The organism is Streptomyces himalayensis subsp. himalayensis (assembly GCF_013778455.1).
GTDB classification, from domain to species: domain Bacteria; phylum Actinomycetota; class Actinomycetes; order Streptomycetales; family Streptomycetaceae; genus Streptomyces; species Streptomyces himalayensis.
The window spans coordinates 12,889-30,919 of sequence record NZ_JACEHE010000036.1 but is presented as its reverse complement, the minus strand read 5'-3'; the positions used below and the strand labels follow the sequence as shown (position 1 = coordinate 30,919).

Genomic DNA, 18,031 nt, shown 5'->3' with positions numbered 1-18,031 from the left:
CTGTGGATCATTTCCTCAGTTCTCCGCTAGGGCGTCAGGGGCGCGGCAGGCCGAAGAGGACCGGGAGGTCGGCGATGTCGGTGATCCGCTCGTAGCCGAGCCAGTGCTCGTCGTGCTCCCAGCCGCGGTCCATGTACACCTTGTTCTTGATGCCCATGATGGCCGCGGAGCGGTGGTCGTACATGGGGCTCGCGGAGACGTGCACGAGCTCGTCGGGTGTCACGCCGAGCTTGTCAAACGTGTACTCGAAGGCGCGGAGTCGCGGCTTGTAGACGCCCATCTCCTCGGCGCTGATGACGTCTGCGAACGGGGCCTTGAGGTTCTCCGCGAGGCGCACGGCGTGCGCGGTGTCGCTGTTGGTGATGATGACCAGCGGGACCGCCTCGGCCAGGCGGTTCAGCGCCTCGGTTACACCGGGGTACGGGCCCCAGGTGGGGATGGTCTCGTACACCGCCCGCGCCTCGTCCTCGCGGTACTCGAGACCGACGCTGCGCGAGGCGCGTTCCATGGAACGAGCGACGACCTGGTGGAACGGCTGGTACGCGCCCGTGCACTCGTCGATCCGGTACGCCTTGCAGATCCGCAGGTACTCATCGGCGAGCTCGGCCGGCAGTCGGTCGCCCAGGACCTCACGCATCGTGTCGTTGATGCTGAACTTGATCAGCGTTCCGTTCATGTCGAACGTCACGAACTTGGGCTTGACGTCGAATCCCACTGGTCCTCCTAGTGTTTCAGTGGAGTGGCGCTCTGGTCGATTGTCGACCATCCTTCTTTAGTCGATTGTCGACCAGAAGGGCTCGACTGTCAACAGCGTCAGAGGTGTGCCTCGGACGGATCCGGCGCTGAGCCACTTCCGTATGAATGAGGTAATCCGCCGGGTCGGGCGCAATTGGCTCTCGGCCGAGGTCGCCTCCAGTTCGTGCGGACCGGCAACCAGTACCGGATCGACGAGCGCCTCGGCGAGTGCAAACCCTTCCACCAGGTCGTGGTCCACTCTCTGGAATGGACCATGCGCAGGTTCGGCGTGGAGTAACCGGAGAGCGACGGTCCGGCGGTGTACGAGGAGATTCCCACGTGGGGCGAAGGCGATCCCGTGACCCACCAGGACAGGGTGTACGAGCGCCGGGTGTGGCTCATCGAGCAGGCCGCGAGCAACGGCAACGTCACCGGCCAGCCAGGTGCTCGGCTTCTCACGTAAAACCTGGTGCCGACTGGAAGAGTCGGCGTCCTGAGACGTGAAGGTGCTGCGTCGCGCGTCCTGGGCGGCCGAGCCACGGACCGCCGCGCTCCCCTTGGTCGGCTGCATCCCGCTGCAGGTCCACAAGCACCCGCGTCGCCGGACCGGCAGCCTGACAACCAGGTGTCGGTGCAAAATCATCGGAGGTATAGTCGACAAACGACCAAGTGGTCGACGATGACCAGAGAGGGCGTTGGGGTGGACCACAAGTTCGAGTGGCAGGAGCAGCGGATGACGACGCCGGACGGCGTCTACCGCACACTGCGTGCCGCCATCCTCGATGGGACCGTACCTCCTGGTGGCCAGCTGCGCGAGGCGCACATCGCCGCTGATCTCGGGATCAGCCGGTCCCCGCTGCGCGAGGCGCTGACCAAGCTGGAGGAGGAAGGGCTCGTCGTCAAGATCCCCTACCGTGGGGCGTTCGTCGTAGAGGTGAGCGCTCGTGAGGTCGCCGAGATCGACTCGGTCCGGCTACGTGTCGAGCCGTACGCCGCCGAGCTCTCGGCCGAAGCACTGCGCGGTCCTGAGCGGCCCCAGTTGCTGCAAACCGTCGAGGATCTCCGCCGGGCAATGGAGAAGGACGACATCCCGGCCAGCATCGACGCGCACCTTCGATTCCACAGGCTCTTCTACGATCTCTCGGGGCACGGCGTCCTGCAGAGTCTCTGGAACGGCTGGGAGACCAAGCTGCGCCTCCACCTCAGCGTCGATCACCGCACTTACAGCGACGACCCGCATCAATTGGTCGTCGAGCACGAGAGGTTGGCCGCAGTTGCCCTGGAAGGCGACACCGACGCGTTCCGCCAGGAACTGGCTGCCCATTTCCCCATGGGGCTGGGAGCTCAGACGGGAGATCCAGGGGAACGCGCGCCCCGGCATGCATGAGGCCATGTCGGCGTGCGTGAAGTGTCCCAGCCCGGTCGCCACTGTGACGTTGCAGACCCATGCCAAAAAGTCAAGGATCAAGCTCGCACTGTCAACGCGATCTTGTAGCGGATGTTGAGTGAGGGTTGCAGGTTGCCGGTCGCCAGCGCGGTGGGACGGGTAGGGGCGACGGGGCGTTTACGGCTGCGCGGTTAGCTGCGCGGATGGGTCCGTTCTTCCAGGAGACGGATTGTGGCGGCCTTCTGTCATACGCGCGGCTTCTCCCGCGGCGCAGTCGGCGTCGACTCCGGTGCGCTGGATGATCGAGTGGGTGACCACGGGCAGAACCTCGGTGCAGGGCACGCCGGGGTTCGACGTCACGCTCGGTCGTGGCCTTCTCCTGGAGATCCCTCAGCAGCTGGGTGTCGTCGGCAGGCGTGGATCTCCGGCTCCAAGCCGCGCGGGCCGCGTGGGTGCAGGAACCGGTCTGCACAGCGCCGACTGGTGACCACGTCGCGCCGGGGCCCCTCCGTCGATTCAATCTCCCACTCGTGCGCATACCAGACCGCCGTCTCCCGTGCGGGAAACGCAACCTCATTCAGCGGGGTGGACGCGAAGCGATACAGCTCGGTGCGGCTAGTGCCGTCCAGGCAGGTCACCGCCACCACCGGGTCCGCCCCTGGCTGACTTCGGCCCGCTGGGCGAAGCGCCGGTATGCGGTCGGCCAGGCCGCCCCGAACCCGGAGGCAACTGCCCGCCATGGGCAGCCAGGGCGAAGCCACGAAGGTGCCCGCTTCCTGGACCTTGCGGTTACCGGCCCGCCGTCGGCCACTGCCCTGAGGACGCCTCACCTCCCTCGGCGGACAGCAGAACTGTCTTGCACCGCTCAACGAGCTCATAGGCCATGTGAGGCGAGGTCTGAGTGGCGCGTCCTGCTTGAGGTTCGAGGTGAAGCCGTTGGCGGCGGCTTTGATGCCGGCGCGGCCGGGATCGCGGTAGGCCGGGAACGCCTCGCGGCACTGCTTCAGGTCTCGCCGAGGCGCCTGATCTCGGGGATCGGCCGGCGACTCGTAGGCCCTCCATGCCCCTGGTAGACGGGTCGGAGTTGCACCCCGGCGGCGCTGTCCGCACCGTGCCGACGTTCAACGGCGACTCTGCCTGGAGCGCGGGTTGCGGGGCGCGGGGACGCGCACCGCGCCGCTGTACCTCTGGACAGCGAACGCTGACTGATAGTCAGGTCAAGCTGCTTCACTGCATCGCGCACGGTCATACGATCGCGATCGAGTCTTAGTCTTGACAGAGTCTAAACTGGGGCCTAGTTTTCAAGCTCCTTGAGTAGGTGTGTGCGGCCTGGGTGGGTTTGTTCGTGTTGGTTGGCCGCCATACCCCGCCCCCTACTGAAATCGGAGTTGGACATGAGGTGCTATGACTGCCTCCAGGAGGCGCGCAGCGACACCACCGGCATCGGTGTGTGCTCGCGCTGCGGCTTGGCCACCTGCGAGAACCACGCCCGCGTACGTCAGGTACGCGTCGACCACCAGAACGGCCTGGGCTCTTCGTACGGCCGTATCCCGGCACGCAGGGTGGTATGCCACACCTGCGACATGGCCGAGACGGCGCACTGACCCGCATGGTGCGCTTATCGCACCGCACCACCGGTCGCCGAATGCGCGCCGTCCGTCCGAGGATGCGTTCTTGGCCTGCCCGGACGCCGTCCCGGATCACTGGCGCGGCGTCCGGGCCTCAGCCGTGGCCACGGCTCGGCGCGCCATGCTGGAGGCGCGACCGCGGACGACCAGATGTCGTAGGGGCGGGCTTGTTCCTGCTCGGCGGCAGCTTCCTCAAGAAGCTTCATGACGTCTTTATCGACGATCATCCCGGCGCGTCGTGGTGTGGCAGGGACGGTCGTGGAGTCCACGCTGACCACCGGACAAGTCCGTCTTGCCCTGGCGGGTGACTTCGGCGATCAGGCCTTCCGGCAGCGCGGTGAAGAGACCGGTGTTCCTCCCGACCTGCAAACACCCGTAGGCGGTCGGTCAGTCCCGAACTCGCCTGGAAATCTCACGCCACTGCGCGCCTGCCCTGAACCGCCACATCGCACCCTCGAACTGATTCCGCAGTCGCTCAGGGTAGGGGCCGTACTTGCCTATCGGCAGGAACAGCGCGATCAACCTCCGCTGTTTGTTGGTGAGTTGCCTCCGCGTCACGGTCGTCTTCCTGCCGGATCCGCCTGAAGGTCGGCGGCGTTCTTCCGGCCGTGAACGGGTCCAGTGTCGCCACGCGACCCCGTTGCCGTCACCACGGGCTTGCAGCCGGTCGCTGTAGGCCTTGTTGGAACAACCGGGCAGCAGGCCAAGCCGCTGTTGTGGCATGGGGATCTCGTCGGGCGTGAGTTCGACCATCCGTGTCAACCGCTCGAGAATCCCGCCGCCGTCAGCGATCGTCATGCGGACAGGTGTGCTGCACATGCTCGTCCATGCCGAACCGGAGGAGACCGGAGAGCCAGGTCGCGGCGTCGACCGTCGCTTCCAGCAGCGGCGGGTCCAGCCGCACGTGGTGTTCCGAGGTCGCATTCGAGGCTGAAGTTTGTGTTGACAGTGCTCAACGGGCCCCCATATGGTCGACAAACGACAATAGGGTGGCGGGTTTAAGCCACCATACGGCGTTATGTCGCCACTGTTACTCGAGAGGAGAACCGAGTGCAGATGATCAAGATTCATGCGAAGCGGGTTCTCGTGGCCAACTGCGTGGGCATGTGCCCTGTTCCGTCCGCGGAGGTGGCGCGATGAGCCAGTCCGTGACTTCGGCAGCGAACACCGACTCGGCTTCCGATCGGCTTCAGGCCTTGGGTCTGGCCCTTCCCGAGCCCCGCGACAACCCGTACTACGTGCACCACCGGACCGTGGGCTCCAGCATCTACATTTCGGGCCAGCTGCCTTACAAGGACGGTTGGCTGCTGGGGCAGGGCACTGTCGGCAGGGACGTCGACCTCGAGACGGCGCGGTTACTCGCGCGCCATGCCGCGCTCAACTGCCTCGCTGCCGCTGTGCAGGCGGTGGGCGACCTGGACCGGGTCCGGATCGTGCAGATGCTGGTCTTCGTGGCCAGTACGCCGGACTTCGGTGAGCAGTCGAACGTCGCCAACGCGGCCAGTGAACTGCTCATCGAGGTGCTGGGCGAGAACGGACGGCACGCTCGTACCGCGATCGGTGTCGCCGGGTTGCCGCTCAACAGTCCGGTCGAGATCCAGATGGTCTGCACCGCTGTGTAGGGCGTGCCCGACGGCGGTGTACGCAAGTGCGCGCAATATCGCGGGCCGCGCGCGTTCGGCATCCAGGGGGAGTCAGGACCCGCGCCCCTCGATCATTCCAGGCAGAACCACAAGGAGGGCAGCGTGAACCGGCTGCAACGAGCACTCGACGCTCTGGTCGAGCGGATCGACACCCCCGCGCCGATCGTGCTGGTCGACGTCATGCAGGGCAACATCGAGCGCATTCAGGGCTTCGCCGACCAGCACAACCTCAAGGTCAGGCCGCACGTCAAGACGCACAAGTGCGTGGAGATCGGGCGACGCCAGATCGAGGCCGGCGCGGTCGGGATCACCGCGGGAAACGTCGGTGAGGCCGAGGTCTTCGCCGCGGCCGGGTTCGACGACATCCTCCTCGCCTACCCGATCTGGGCCGCGGGAACGAAGCGAGCCCGGATCCGCCGGCTCGCCGAGTCCGCCCGCCTGCGGGTCGGCGTCGACAACGTCGCGGCGGTCGAGGCCCTCGCCGACGCGATGGGAGACGAACCCGACCGGCTGCAGGTCGTGATCGAGGTCGACTGCGGCGCCCGTCGTTCCGGGGCGCCGCCCGAGGCTGCGGGCGATCTCGCGCTCGCCGCCCGCAAGCGCGGTCTGGTGCCGGTGGGCGTCTTCACCTATCCAGGTCACGGTGGCGCCGGCCGGGACGTTCGCCGGCGTGCCGCGCAGGACCAGGAGGCCGCGCTCACCACTGCGGTACGCAGCCTCGCCGACGTCGGGGTCACCGCTGAGGTGGTCAGCGCCGGCTCCACTCCCACCCTCGAGTTCTCCACCAGCAGCGTGATCACCGAGATCCGTCCCGGCGAGTACGTCTTCGGCGATCTGAACAACGCCCGGCTGGGCTCCTGCACGGACGACCAGATCGCGTTGTTCGTCGCCGGCACCGTGGTCAGCGACTGGGTCTCCGACCAGGTCATCCTCGATGTGGGCACCAAAGCCCTCAGCCGCGAAGGCAGCCCTGAGATCGGCTACGGCGGCATCGCCGGCACTAAGGCAGTACTGGCCAAGCTCAACGAGTACCACGGATTCCTCCCGCTGCCGGACGGCGAGTTCCGCCCCAGCGTCGGCACCGTCGTACCGGTGGTGCCCAACCACGTATGCCCCGTCGTCCTCGGTTTCGAGGAACTGATCGTCACCGACAGCACGGGTACGTCGCTGCAGCGCTGGCCGGTCGACGCCCGCGGATTCCTCAACTGACCGGCCCCAGGGCCAAGACCCCGTGGCCGAGCCCGCAACCCGACGACCGATCTCCCCCGTAAAGGAGTGCCTGATATGAGACTCAAGAACGTCACGGCCCTGGTGACAGGCGCCAGCAGTGGCATCGGGCAGGCGGTGAGTTCCCACTTCCGCCGCGAGGGCGCGCGGCTCCTGCTCACCGGCCGCAAGGAGCGACTCGACAGCGCTCAGCCCGACGACCTGTATGTTCCCGGAGACCTCAACGACGAGGCGTTCGTCGAGAGCCTGGCCAAGCAGGCCGCCGAGTCCCTCGGCACCGTCGACGTCGTCGTCCTCAACCACGGCCTGCAGGCCGTCAGTCCGCTCACCGAGATGGCCTGCGACGATGCGAAGAACGTGCTCGAGAGCAACCTGCTCAGCGCGTTCCTGGTGATGAAGCACTTCGCGCCGCTGATGCCCGAGACTGGTGGCTCGTTCGTCTGCGTCAGTTCACGGCTGGGCATGGTCGGCATGTCCGGGCAGGTCCTGTATTCCGCCGCCAAGGGGGGCCTCATCATGCTCGCCAAGGGCGCGGCGATCGAATGGGCCCCGCGCAACATCCGTGTCAACGTCGTCGCTCCGGGCCTGACCGCCACCCCGATTATCGAAGCGGCGTTCCAGCGCAGGCCCGACCCCGAGGGCTACCGCCGCGAGCGCGAGAGCCAGATCCCGCTCCAACGCCTCGCCACCCCTGAAGAGGTCGCTGACGCGGTGCTCTTCTTCGCATCGTCGGAGTCGTCGTACGTGACCGGATCGGTCCTGACCGTCGACGGCGGGTACACCGCTTTCTGAATACCCTGCTGGGCAATCACCACCAGCATTGGACTGGACAACCTGTTTCTCCGTCTCGCCTTCTGCCTCGGGCGACCGCTGATTGCGGCATGACCGATCGATCACGAGTCGAGCGCATGCCCCGATCGCCGCACTCGAACTGCGCCGCCCACAGTGCGCCCGTGCCGAGGACCGCATCCGCGCTACCCCGGCCCCCGGCACCAGCCGCGACGCGTCGCCAGCCTTCGCACATGGGAACGGGCCACGCCCACGAGTGCGTGCCAGGCGCCGCTCGGCAACGGCTCATCGACCGTGGCCGCGGCTACCAACTTCTCCAGCTCAAAAAGGAAAGCATGTCGCTCCTGAAGGCCATCGATACCAATCCCTCCTTCGCGCCGCGCGAGTCCGGCCCGCTCCCGGAACGCCTAATTTCCGGCAACCCAGCCTTCAAGACCTGGGCCCAGGACGTCGCCCGTGGGGAGTCGATCCATACGGGCGTCTGGGAAGCGACGCCCGGCGAGATGCGCTCGACCTCATCCCTCACGAAGGCCCTCATGCTGCGGCTCTGGTGAGGACCGCCGCCACCCTGCTGGTCACCGCCTGCGACGGCTCAAGCTTCCCCACCGCCACTCACCCGGTCTTCTAGCCGGCGTCGCCCCGACAACAAGGTCGTCGGGGACTTCGGTCCATGGCGAACACACGCCCAAAGCGGCGACCGACAACGCAAGCGGGCAATGCTTCTGTCCGCATTCGCCGCCCCGCACCATCCCACCCCCCGCACCTGCGAGGTAAAGCCCCCGCACAGCTGGTCCCACGCGTCCCTAGATGAGGAGTATTGCCATGAGTGATCCCACGATCGGCCGTAGAGCGCTCCTGCGCGGAGCAGGCGGCCTTGCCGCCCTCACCGCTCTTCCCTCGCTCGCCGCCTGCGGCACCGGCACCAGCCGTGCCTCGGCCGGCGGCGGTAAGGGCGGCGGCAAGACGGTGGTCGTCCGTGACAGTGGCGGTTCCTACGGTGCGGCCCTGCAGAAGGCGATCTACACGCCGTTCACCCAGGAGACGGGCATCAGTGTCAAGGTGCTCAACCTGGACGACGCCCCGCTGCTGGCGCAGATCAAGCAGGGTCGTCCGCAGTGCGACCTGATCAACAACTCGATGATGTCCCACCACAAGTACGTCAAGCAGGACGCCCTGGAGTCGCTGGACCTGGACCGGGTCAAGAGCGTGAAGAGCGGGAAGATCCCCGACAGCCAGATCACCAAGCACGCCATCGGCCACAGCTTCTACGGCCAGTGCATCGCGTACCGCACCGATGCCTTCGGTGGCCGTAAGCCGGAGTCGTGGGCGGACTTCTGGGACACCAAGGCGTTCCAGGGCGGCCGCGCGATGGTCAGCCCGGACGGTGACCTGCCGGAGCTGGAGTTCGCGCTGCTGGCCGACGGCGTGCCCATGGACAAGCTGTACCCGCTGGATGTGGACCGCGCCTTCAAGGTGATGACCCGTCTGCGGGCCGACATCAAGAAGTTCTGGGACAGCGGCCCGCTCCCGGGTGTGCTGCTGAGCCGCGAGGAGGTGACGATGTCCACCGTCTGGGACGGCCGGCTCGCCGATCTGCAGAAGCAGGGCGTCCCGGTGGAGAGGCAGCTCAACGGTATGCGCCGCCAGTTCTCGGGCTATGCCATCGCCAAGGGCGCGGCCAACGTGGACGCCGCCTACCAGCTCATGGACTTCTCCCTGCGTGCCGAGAGCCAGGCGAATCTGGCCAAGGCCTTCCCGTCGAACCCGTCTTCTCCGCTGGCCTACGCCAAGCTCAGCGAGGACGAGCGCAACGCACTCGCCGGTGCGCCGAAGTACTACGACAAGGGCTTCGACGCGGACATCGACTGGTGGCTGAAGAACGAATCGGCCGTCACCAAGCGCTGGTTGGAGTGGGCTCGTGGGTGAATTCGGTGTGGTCACACCGTCGGTGAAGGTGGCCGGCGGCAAGTCGGCCGCCTCGACCGGCAAAGCGCTGTCGGTGGTGGCCCTGCGCAAGACCTACGGGGACGTCGTCGCGGTCGACGAGGCGTCCATGGAGATCGCGGCGGGGGAGTTCGTCACCTTCCTCGGCGCCTCCGGGTCGGGCAAGACCACGACCCTGATGATGATCGCCGGGTTCTGCGAACCCGACTCCGGCACCATCACCGTCGGGGATCGTGACGTGACGCGGCTGGCGCCGCAGAAGCGGGGCCTGGGTTTCGTCTTCCAGCAGTACCTGCTCTTCCCGCACATGACGGTCGCGGAGAACGTCGCCTTCCCCCTGACGCTGCGTGGGGTGGCGAAGGCCGAGATCCGCCGGCGGGTGGGGGAGACGCTGGAGATCGCGGGTCTGTCCGGGTTCGGTGGCCGCAAGCCGCGTGAGCTGTCCGGTGGTCAGCAGCAGCGAGTGGCGTTGTGCCGGGCGCTGGTCTACCGTCCGCCGGTCATTTTGATGGACGAGCCGCTGGGCGCGCTGGACAAGAAACTGCGCGACCAGCTTCAGATCGAGATCAAGGCCATCCAGCAGGAACTGGGCCTGACCGTCATCTATGTGACGCACGATCAGGAAGAGGCGCTGGTCATGTCGGATCGCATCGCGGTGATGCGCAACGGCCTGATCGAGCAGTTCGACACCCCCCGGGAGCTGTTCGAGCGGCCGAGGACTCCCTTTGTCGCGGACTTCCTCGGCGCGGCCAACTTCCTGCCCGGCCGCGTGGAACAGCAGAGCGGCGAGCACACCCTGGTCCGCCTGGACAACAGTGGCGGCCTGATCAAGGCACGCCGCCACCAGCTGCCCTCCGGCGCCCAGGTGAAGGTCGCTGTGCAGCCGGGCCGGCTGCGGGCCTGTGCCACGGACGACGGGTTCTGTACCGGCACGGTGGAGACCGCCACGTATGTGGGCACCCTGGTCCGCGCGGGTGTGCGGGTCGATGGCGGTGACGCGCCGCTGCTGCGCCTGGAGGTACCGGCCGGCCGCGGCCCCGTCACCGGCGAGCGGATCGGGATCACCGCCGAACCGGACGACGTCAACCTCTTCCCCACCGAACAGGACGGGTGAGCCATGGCCGCCCTCACCACCACCGCCCCCGCCCGTCCGCGCAAGCTCCTGGCCTCACGCAAGACCCGCGTCGGCGTGCTCTACGCCCTGCCGGTCGTCGTCTATCTGCTGGTGCTGTTCGTCTACCCGATCTTCAGCACCCTGCTGCTCAGCCTGAAGAACGCCGACGGATCGCTCACCTTGCACTGGTACGTCGACGCGCTGACCGGGGTCAACCTCGCGGTGCTGTTCACCACGCTGCGGATCTCCGCCGAGACGGCGCTGCTCAGCCTCGTCTTCGGGTTCCTCCTGGCCAACGCGATCACCCGGCTCAAGCCCCTGTGGGCCGGACTGGCCATGCTGGTCGTCGTCGTCCCGCACTTCATCAGCGCCCTGGTGCGCACCTACGGCTGGATCATCATGCTCGGCGACAAGGGCCTGGTGAACGAGACCCTGACCGCCATGGCGGTACCCGGAGCACCGTTCCAGCTGCTCTACAACGAGCTCGGCGTGGTCATCGGCACCACCTCCATGATGCTCCCGTACACGGTGCTGCTGCTGTATGGCGTGATGCGCGGTGTGGACCGGCGGCTGCTGGCGGCGGCGTCCAGCATGGGCGCGGGCCGGGTGACGATCTTCCGCCGCATCTACCTGCCGCTGGTCGCCCCCGGCCTTGCCAGCGCCGGACTGCTCAGCTTCATCCTCTCGCTGGGCTACTACATCACCCCGGCCCTGATGGGCGGACCCAACCAGACGATGATCGCCACCCTCATCAACCAGCAGGTGACCAAAGAGAACCAGTGGAACGGAGTGGCCGCCCAGGGCGTCATCCTGCTGCTGCTCACCTTCGCCGGACTGCTGCTGGTCAAGGCCGTCAGCTCCCTGGGCGCCAGCCGTAAGAAGAGGAGCGCGTCATGATGGAGCTGCGCAAGACCCTCGCCGGGCGGATCGCCCTGACCGCGGTCGCCACCGTGATCCTGCTGTTCCTGGCGCTGCCGATCGTCGTCATCCTCGTCACCTCCTTCAGCAACAACGCCTTCGCCGCCTTCCCCCCGGACGCGTGGACGCTGAACTGGTACAAGGCCCTGTTCGCCGATGGCAGCAAGTGGCCGGCCGCGCTGTCACTGAGCGCCCTGGTCGCCGCCCTGAGCACCGTGTTCTCCCTCATCATCGGCGTGACCGCGGCGACCGCCCTGACCAGAAGCGAACTCCCGCTGCGCTCGGCGGTCTTCGCCCTGGTCCTCGGACCGCTGGTCATCCCGCAGATCGTCACCGCGCTGGGCCTGTTCCTGCTCTTCGAACCCGCCGCGATGCTGGGCAGCCCGATCGCGATCGCCCTGGGGCACACCGTGCTGGCCTCGCCGATCGCGGTGCTGATCCTGATCGCGACCCTGCGCGGCATCGACGAACGGCTGGAGGACGCCGCCGCCAGCATGGGCGCCGGCCGCCTCACGATCGCCCGGCGGATCACCTTCCCCCTCGCCGCACCCGGCATGATCGCGGCAGCGATCTTCTCCTTCATCACCAGCTTCGACGAGTTCTACATCTCCCAGTTCCTCTCCTCCGTCGACACCGTCACCCTGCCCGTGCAGGTCTACAACTCCCTCACCTTCGAGATCGACCCCAGCGTCACCGCGGTCAGCGCCATCCTCATCGCCATCGCCATCCTCGCCCTCGGCCTGGTCGCCCTGGTCCGCTGGCTCGGCTCCGGACGGCAGGACTCCCTGCTCTCGGTCGAGAACACCGTCGGAGTCGCCAACCCCGGAGGCGAGGCCGTATGACCACCCACCGATCGTGCTCCCTCAACACACCATCCTGCGATCAGCGAAAGAGCCACGCGCATGACTGACACGCTCACCACTCCCTCAGTGGAGTCGGCAGTCCTGGAATCCGTCCCCCGTGGCTTCCTCGCCCACGACTGGCAACCCGCCACCGGCGGTCGCACCTTCGAGGTGCGCAACCCCGCAACCGAAGAAGTCATAGCCACCGTCGCCGACTGCGGCGCACAAGACGCGCTGAAAGCACTGGACGCTGCGGCAGCGGCCGCCGACCAGTGGGCCCTCACCAGCCCGCGGGACCGCGCGACCGTCCTGCACCGGCTCACCGACTCCCTGATCGAACACCGTGAGCGTCTGGCCCGGATCATCACCCTGGAGATCGGCAAGACGATCACGGAAGCCCGGGGCGAGGTCGACTACGCCGCAGCCTATTTCCGCTGGTACGCCGAGGAGGCGGTTCGCCCCCACGCACGCAGCACACCCTCCCCGGACGGCAAGAGTCACATCGTCACCGTCGCCGAACCGGTCGGGCCCTGCCTGCTGATCACTCCGTGGAACGTGCCGCTGGCCATGGCCGCCCGCAAGGCCGCCGCCGCCCTCGCCGCAGGCTGCACCGCCGTGCTCAAACCGGCCGCGCTCACCCCGCTGTCCTCCCTGGTGCTGGGCGAGCTGGCGCGCGAGGCCGGCGCGCCCGCGGGTGTCCTGACCGTGATCACCAGCAGCGACGCGGCAGCGGTCACCACGGCTCTGCTGGCCGACCCCCGGCTGCGCAAGCTGTCCTTCACCGGGTCCACCCCGGTCGGCAGGCTGCTGCTTCAGCAGAGTGGTGCGCGGGTGCTGCGCACCTCGATGGAGCTGGGCGGCAACGCGCCGTTCCTGGTCTTCGACGACGCCGACCTGGACCTCGCGGTCCGAGAAGCGATGATCGCGAAGATGCGGCTGGGCGGTCAGTCCTGTGTCGGCGCCAACCGGTTCCTGGTCCAGGAGGGAATCGCCGACGCCTTCACCGCTGCCATGGGCGAGCGGATGGCCGCCACCAGGGTGGGACCCCCGGACCGGGAGGACACCGAGCTCGGTCCGCTGGCCGACCACCGTGCGGTGGACAAGGTCCGCCACCTCGTCGAGGACGCCGTGGCCCGTGGTGCCGTCGTCATCGGCAAGGCGGACATCCCCGACGGGCCGGGCCACTACGCCGCCCCGACCGTGCTGGACCACGTCCCCGCCGACGCCGCGATCATGCACGAGGAAGTCTTCGGCCCCGTCGCCGCCATCCACCGGTTCTCCACCGAAGCCGAGGCCATAGCGATCGCCAACAACACCGAGCACGGCCTCGCTTCGTACGTGATGACGTCCCACATCGACCGCGCCCGCCGGGTCGCCGCCCGTCTGCAGGCCGGAATGGTCGGCATCAACCGCGGCCTGGTCTCCGACGTCGCGGCACCCTTCGGCGGGATCAAGCAGTCCGGCCTGGGCCGCGAAGGCGGACCCGAAGGCCTCCACGAGTACCAGCAGCTCAAATACCTGTCCCTGCCCGGCTTCAACACCTGAGCAGGCCGGACTCAAGCACACGGCTCGCCCACGTGCCGGCTGGGCAACGCAGCCGGGGTGACGATCCGTTCCGCCCAACCGCGCGGAGATGCCCGAGGCCGCCACCGTGCTGCTGCAGCAGCAGCTGGAGAAGGTCGGGTTCACCGTGAAGCAGGACGTACGCGAGTACACGCAGATGGAGGCCGACCTCCTCGCCGGCAATTACGACGCCCTCGTCTTCTCCAGGGTGGTGCTCCTCGACACCGGCGACGCGGCCGCCTACCTGGCGAGCGACTACACGAGCGACGGCGTGTACAACATCGCCTGTCTGAAGGACTCCAAAGTGGACCGGGCCATCAAGTCCGCCGCCGAGGAAGGCGACACGACACAGCGACAGAAGAAGATGATGGCCGCCGAGGCGCAGATCCTGCGCACCGACGCCGTCGTCCCGCTCGTCCACGAGAAGGTCGTCCAGGGCATCTCCACCGACGTCGAGGGCGTGCTCCTCGACCCGCGCGAGCGCTCCCTGATCGACGTCGACACCCACCTGAAGTAGCGGCCGATGAGCGTCACGTCGGCCGGTACCGAGGCCCGCCCGTCCCGGTGGCACGCGGGCCTCGGCCGCCTCACCGCCGGGGCCGCGCGCTGACGGCCGTGGCCTGCTGCCTGGCTGTCCGGGAACGATCCCGCGATGAGTCAGCGCTCAAGGGGTTGGCGCTCGGTACGGAAGGCGGTCATTGATGTCCCACAGGAGCAGTTTCGCCATGTGCCCTCCCACCGTGCCGCGTTACGGGGTCACACCGGCACCGGATGTGTGCAGAGCGTGCACGCGGCCGCGTGTCCGGTTCTAGGCTGACGGTACGAGAGCCGCGCGTGAAGGGGCCTCGGTGTTCACGCCGCACCTGCCGATCGGCCGCACCATGCGGTACTGCTGGCGCAGGGAATGCGTACACCTCACCCCGGCGGCCGGGATCGTCCGCCGCTGGTCCCGATGATCACGGTAGGGGTTCCGCCGCAGTGAATCCGGTATTTACTGCGGCAGCAGCCAGACGGGACGCCAAGCAACGAAGGTCCGTAAGCCGGCGGTCACACTGGTTCGGAATCGTTTTCGAGCTGGCTCGTCTTGTCCCGCAGCCATGCCGTCAGCTGGCGGACGCGTCCGTCTTGCTCAGGTGATTGACGGCTGAGGAGGTGGTAGCTGGTGCCGTCGGGGACGAAACCGAAGGGTGCGACGAGTTGCCCTCGCTCCAGGTCGTCCCGGGCGACGGCATACGGGGCGATTGCGACCCCGACGCCGGCCGCGGCAGCCTGGAGGGTCAGGTAGAAGTGCTCCAGGGTCTGCTGGGAGGCAGGCTCTGCTTTCATGCCGGTGATACGTCGCCAGTCGTCCCACGCCTTCGGTCGTGTGTCGGTGTGCAGAAGGGCTACCTGCGATACGCCGGCGGCGCCGGTCAGGCGGGTCGCGAGATCGGGCCGGCAGACGGGTCCGATCCGCTCTGCGAACAAGCGGGTCCGGCTCGCCTCTTCGGGGAACGGGAAGTCGTCTCGGCGGATCGCGAGGTCGATGTTGTCCCGCTCGAAGAAGACAGGGCCGCCGCCTGCGGACAGGTGGATGGCGACGTCCGGCACGTTCACGGCCAGATCGGGGAGCCGGGGAATGAGCCATCGCATCAGGAGTGTGGGCTCACACGAGAGGGTGAGCGGTCCTGCGGGTGTGCGCTGTGCGATCTGCCGGGCGGCCGCATCGATCTGATCGAGTGCGTCTCTGACGACGGCCGCCAGCTGGCGCGCCTGCGGGGTCGGGCGCAGGGCGCGTGTCTGCCGCTCGAACAGTGATATCCCCAGGGACCGCTCCAGGTTCTGGACCTGTCGGCTCACCGCGCCGTGCGTGACGTGCAGTTCCTGCGCCGCCGCGGTCATGCTCGCGTGCCGGACGGTCGCTTCGAAGGGCAGCAGCGTATTCACAGGAGGAAGGGCTGACCATCGCATGCGTGAATTCTACTCACAGGTCTTGTGAGAATGAATCGTTTGTCCTGCCCCTTCCTCTGAACGACTATTGATCTGGTCACAGAGCAGGGTGGCTGACGGAGAGGTGAGGCATGACATTCCACAACGACGTGCGGCGGGGAATTGCCATCCTGGCGGACGACCTCACCAGCGCAGGGGACGGTGCCGCGCCGTTCCGCCAGGCAGGCCACGACGCCCGGATCCTGCTCACCACCCCAGCAAGCGTGCCGCGGCACGCCGTGGGCGTGAGCGCGGTCGACCTGGGGAGCCGGGTGCTGGACGAGGAGGCCGCTGCTTCGCGTACGTGGCGGGCGGCCCGCCTGTTCGCCGGCTCCGAGTTGCTCTTCAAAACCGTGGATTCCACCCTGCGCGGTCATATCGCGGCAGAAGTCCGGGCCGCATGGACGGGATCGCGGAGGCGGACCGTCGTCATCGCCCCGGCCTTCCCCGCGGAGGGGAGAGTGACGGTGGAGGGGGTCCAGTACGTGCGGGGCGTACCGGTCCACGAGAGCGACTATGCCCGCGACCCGGTACACCCCGTGCGGTGTTCGGACCTCGCCATGCTGTTCCCGGAGGCCGTTCTTGGGCAGCCGGACCGGGCAGCCGAGCTGCCTGAACTGATCGGGAACGGTGACCTGATCGTCTACTCCGCCGCCGAAGACGGCGACCTCGACCGTCTGGTGGCAGCGGTGCCGCGGCTTGACGAAGTGTTGTGGGTCGGCTCCCCGGGTCTGGCGGCCGCCCTGGCCCGAAGGTGTGCGCGCGCTACGGGCAGCGCTGCATCACTGCCCGCACCGGCCGGACGCCCACTGATCGTGGTCGGCAGCACCAACCCGGCGACCCGACGGCAGTTGGTCAAGCTACGCACCAGGGTGGACGTCCAGGGTGTCACCGTCAGCATCGATCCGGCCCAGGCCGTGGAGACGCTGCGAGGCCTGACGGCCCCCATCCTCACCTTGCAGACACCCGATGAACGCCACACGCCACAGACCGCACAAGTACTCGCCCGCTCTCAGGCAGCAGTCGTTAAGGCGCTGACCGAAGACCACACGGTCGACGCACTTGTCATCAGCGGGGGAGAGACGGCCACCACCGTGCTCCAGCCCCTTGGCGCCACCGGCATCGACCTACTCGACGAACCCGAACCCGGCGTCGTCCGGGGATCTCTGATCGGCCGACTCCCCCTTTCCGTGCTGATCAAGGCGGGCGGCTTCGGCGACGACGCCATGCTCCTGCGCCTGTGCCACCTCATCCGACATCGCCTCGACCCAGGAGAGCATGCATGACCCCGATCGCCATCACCATGGGCGACCCCTGCGGAATCGGCCCCGAGATCACCCTCAAGGCGTGCGCCGATTCCCGGCGCACCGTGCCCGTCGTCGTCATCGGCGACGTGGACGTCCTCGCCCGCGCCAACAAGATCGCCGACACCCACCTCGCAATTCGCCTCATCTCCTCAGTCGACCAGGCGAAGTTCGCACCCGGCACGGTGGACGTCCTTGCCGAGAACGGCCTTCCGGCCGACCTGCCCTGGGGCACACTCGACGCCCGAGCCGGAGCGGCGTCCTTCCAGTACGTCCGCCGCGGTATCCAGCTCGCGATGGCCCACGAGGTACGGGCTCTGGTGACCGCGCCGATCAACAAGGAAGCACTGCGCATGTCCGGCGTCCCCTACCCCGGGCACACCGAGATCCTCGCCGACCTGTCCGGCACCACGGACTACGCGATGATGATGGCCACCGACGAACTGCGGATCGTCCTGGTCACCGTGCACCAGCCACTCCGCACCGCAATCGACGCGATAACCACAGCCCGCGTACTCGACATCATCCGCCTCACCCACCGCACACTCCAGCGCAGCGGCCTGCCCGCCCCCCGCATCGCCGTCGCCGGCCTCAACCCCCACGCAGGGGAGAACGGCCTTTTCGGCCGCGAGGACCTGGACATCATCACCCCCGCCATCCAGGCCGCGCAGAGCGAAGGCATCCAGGCCAGCGGACCCTGGCCCGCCGACACCGTCTTCATGCGAGCCCGCGCTGGAGCCTTCGACGCCGTGGTCGCTCAGTACCACGACCAGGGCCTCATCCCCGTCAAGTACCTCGGGATCGAACACGGCGTCAACATCACCATCGGCCTGCCCTTCGTCCGCACCAGCGTCGACCACGGCACCGCCTTCGACATCGCCGGTCTCGGCACGGCCGACCACACCAGCCTGCTCACCGCCCTGCGCCACGCCGACCGCCTATCCGCGGGGGCACCGGACCGCCCCTGAC

Annotated in this window: 18 protein-coding genes and 1 pseudogene; 16 read left to right on the top strand and 3 right to left on the bottom strand. The window is 67.7% G+C overall.

What is annotated here, in order from left to right; all coding sequences use genetic code 11:
• Positions 1–34: 34 nt before the first annotated feature.
• Positions 35–715 carry a haloacid dehalogenase type II gene (locus H1D24_RS35725; protein ID WP_181661886.1) on the bottom strand — a complete coding sequence of 227 codons (681 nt, stop codon included), beginning with the start codon at positions 713–715 and terminating at the stop codon, positions 35–37.
• Between the two features lie 339 nt (positions 716–1,054).
• On the opposite strand from H1D24_RS35725, the gene H1D24_RS35720 reads away from it, so the two are divergent.
• From H1D24_RS35720 to H1D24_RS35705, 4 genes are all read left to right on the top strand, one after another.
• On the top strand, positions 1,055–1,198 hold the full coding sequence (locus tag H1D24_RS35720) for a hypothetical protein (RefSeq protein ID WP_181661885.1): 144 nt from the start codon (positions 1,055–1,057) through the stop codon (positions 1,196–1,198).
• Between the two features lie 237 nt (positions 1,199–1,435).
• Positions 1,436–2,122, top strand: a complete 687-nt coding sequence (locus tag H1D24_RS35715) for a GntR family transcriptional regulator (protein ID WP_181661884.1) — start codon at positions 1,436–1,438, stop codon at positions 2,120–2,122.
• 310 nt (positions 2,123–2,432) lie between these two features.
• A complete protein-coding gene (locus tag H1D24_RS35710) occupies positions 2,433–2,609 on the top strand; it encodes a hypothetical protein (protein ID WP_181661883.1) in 177 nt (58 codons plus the stop codon).
• 907 nt (positions 2,610–3,516) lie between these two features.
• Positions 3,517–3,726 (top strand): DUF2180 family protein, encoded by a 210-nt coding sequence (locus H1D24_RS35705; protein ID WP_067284543.1) that lies wholly within the window; start codon positions 3,517–3,519, stop codon positions 3,724–3,726.
• Positions 3,727–3,911: 185 nt separating this feature from the next.
• Here H1D24_RS35705 and H1D24_RS44260 read toward each other — a convergent pair.
• Positions 3,912–4,308, bottom strand: a pseudogene (locus H1D24_RS44260) (transposase); the annotation flags it as partial.
• Between the two features lie 578 nt (positions 4,309–4,886).
• On the opposite strand from H1D24_RS44260, the gene H1D24_RS35695 reads away from it, so the two are divergent.
• The 10 genes from H1D24_RS35695 to H1D24_RS35645 all read left to right on the top strand — a co-directional run bounded on the left by H1D24_RS35695 (position 4,887) and on the right by H1D24_RS35645 (position 14,307).
• Positions 4,887–5,372, top strand: coding sequence for a RidA family protein (locus H1D24_RS35695; protein ID WP_181661881.1), 486 nt, complete (start codon positions 4,887–4,889; stop codon positions 5,370–5,372).
• Between the two features lie 123 nt (positions 5,373–5,495).
• Positions 5,496–6,602, top strand: coding sequence for an alanine racemase (locus tag H1D24_RS35690; RefSeq protein ID WP_181661880.1), 1,107 nt, complete (start codon positions 5,496–5,498; stop codon positions 6,600–6,602).
• Positions 6,603–6,677: 75 nt separating this feature from the next.
• The gene (locus H1D24_RS35685; RefSeq protein WP_181661879.1) at positions 6,678–7,412 is read left to right on the top strand and encodes an SDR family NAD(P)-dependent oxidoreductase; all 735 of its coding nucleotides are present in this window, start codon (positions 6,678–6,680) and stop codon (positions 7,410–7,412) included.
• 332 nt (positions 7,413–7,744) lie between these two features.
• Positions 7,745–7,963 (top strand): hypothetical protein, encoded by a 219-nt coding sequence (locus H1D24_RS35680; protein WP_258564583.1) that lies wholly within the window; start codon positions 7,745–7,747, stop codon positions 7,961–7,963.
• 268 nt (positions 7,964–8,231) lie between these two features.
• On the top strand, positions 8,232–9,335 hold the full coding sequence (locus H1D24_RS35670; RefSeq protein WP_181661878.1) for an ABC transporter substrate-binding protein: 1,104 nt from the start codon (positions 8,232–8,234) through the stop codon (positions 9,333–9,335).
• A complete protein-coding gene (locus tag H1D24_RS35665) occupies positions 9,328–10,467 on the top strand; it encodes an ABC transporter ATP-binding protein (RefSeq protein ID WP_181661877.1) in 1,140 nt (379 codons plus the stop codon). The genes H1D24_RS35670 and H1D24_RS35665 overlap by 8 nt, the downstream gene beginning before the upstream one ends.
• Before the next feature lie 3 nt (positions 10,468–10,470).
• Positions 10,471–11,364, top strand: coding sequence for an ABC transporter permease (locus H1D24_RS35660; protein WP_181661876.1), 894 nt, complete (start codon positions 10,471–10,473; stop codon positions 11,362–11,364).
• The gene (locus H1D24_RS35655; protein ID WP_181661875.1) at positions 11,361–12,227 is read left to right on the top strand and encodes an ABC transporter permease; all 867 of its coding nucleotides are present in this window, start codon (positions 11,361–11,363) and stop codon (positions 12,225–12,227) included. Before H1D24_RS35660 ends, H1D24_RS35655 begins: the two co-directional genes overlap by 4 nt.
• A gap of 60 nt (positions 12,228–12,287) precedes the next feature.
• Positions 12,288–13,772 carry an NAD-dependent succinate-semialdehyde dehydrogenase gene (locus tag H1D24_RS35650; RefSeq protein ID WP_181661874.1) on the top strand — a complete coding sequence of 495 codons (1,485 nt, stop codon included), beginning with the start codon at positions 12,288–12,290 and terminating at the stop codon, positions 13,770–13,772.
• Between the two features lie 88 nt (positions 13,773–13,860).
• Entirely contained in the window at positions 13,861–14,307 is a 447-nt protein-coding gene (locus H1D24_RS35645; protein WP_374064469.1) for a periplasmic substrate-binding domain-containing protein, read from the top strand.
• 530 nt (positions 14,308–14,837) lie between these two features.
• Here the strand turns inward: H1D24_RS35645 and H1D24_RS35640 are convergent.
• Positions 14,838–15,740 (bottom strand): LysR substrate-binding domain-containing protein, encoded by a 903-nt coding sequence (locus H1D24_RS35640; protein ID WP_181661873.1) that lies wholly within the window; start codon positions 15,738–15,740, stop codon positions 14,838–14,840.
• A gap of 110 nt (positions 15,741–15,850) precedes the next feature.
• Here H1D24_RS35640 and H1D24_RS35635 point away from each other — a divergent pair, with 110 nt between their 5' ends.
• Both H1D24_RS35635 and pdxA read left to right on the top strand, forming a co-directional pair.
• Positions 15,851–17,044, top strand: a complete 1,194-nt coding sequence (locus tag H1D24_RS35635; RefSeq protein ID WP_181661872.1) for a four-carbon acid sugar kinase family protein — start codon at positions 15,851–15,853, stop codon at positions 17,042–17,044.
• The gene (gene pdxA, locus H1D24_RS35630) at positions 17,041–18,030 is read left to right on the top strand and encodes a 4-hydroxythreonine-4-phosphate dehydrogenase PdxA (protein ID WP_181661871.1); all 990 of its coding nucleotides are present in this window, start codon (positions 17,041–17,043) and stop codon (positions 18,028–18,030) included. The genes H1D24_RS35635 and pdxA overlap by 4 nt, the downstream gene beginning before the upstream one ends.
• The last annotated feature ends 1 nt before the right edge of the window (position 18,031 follow it).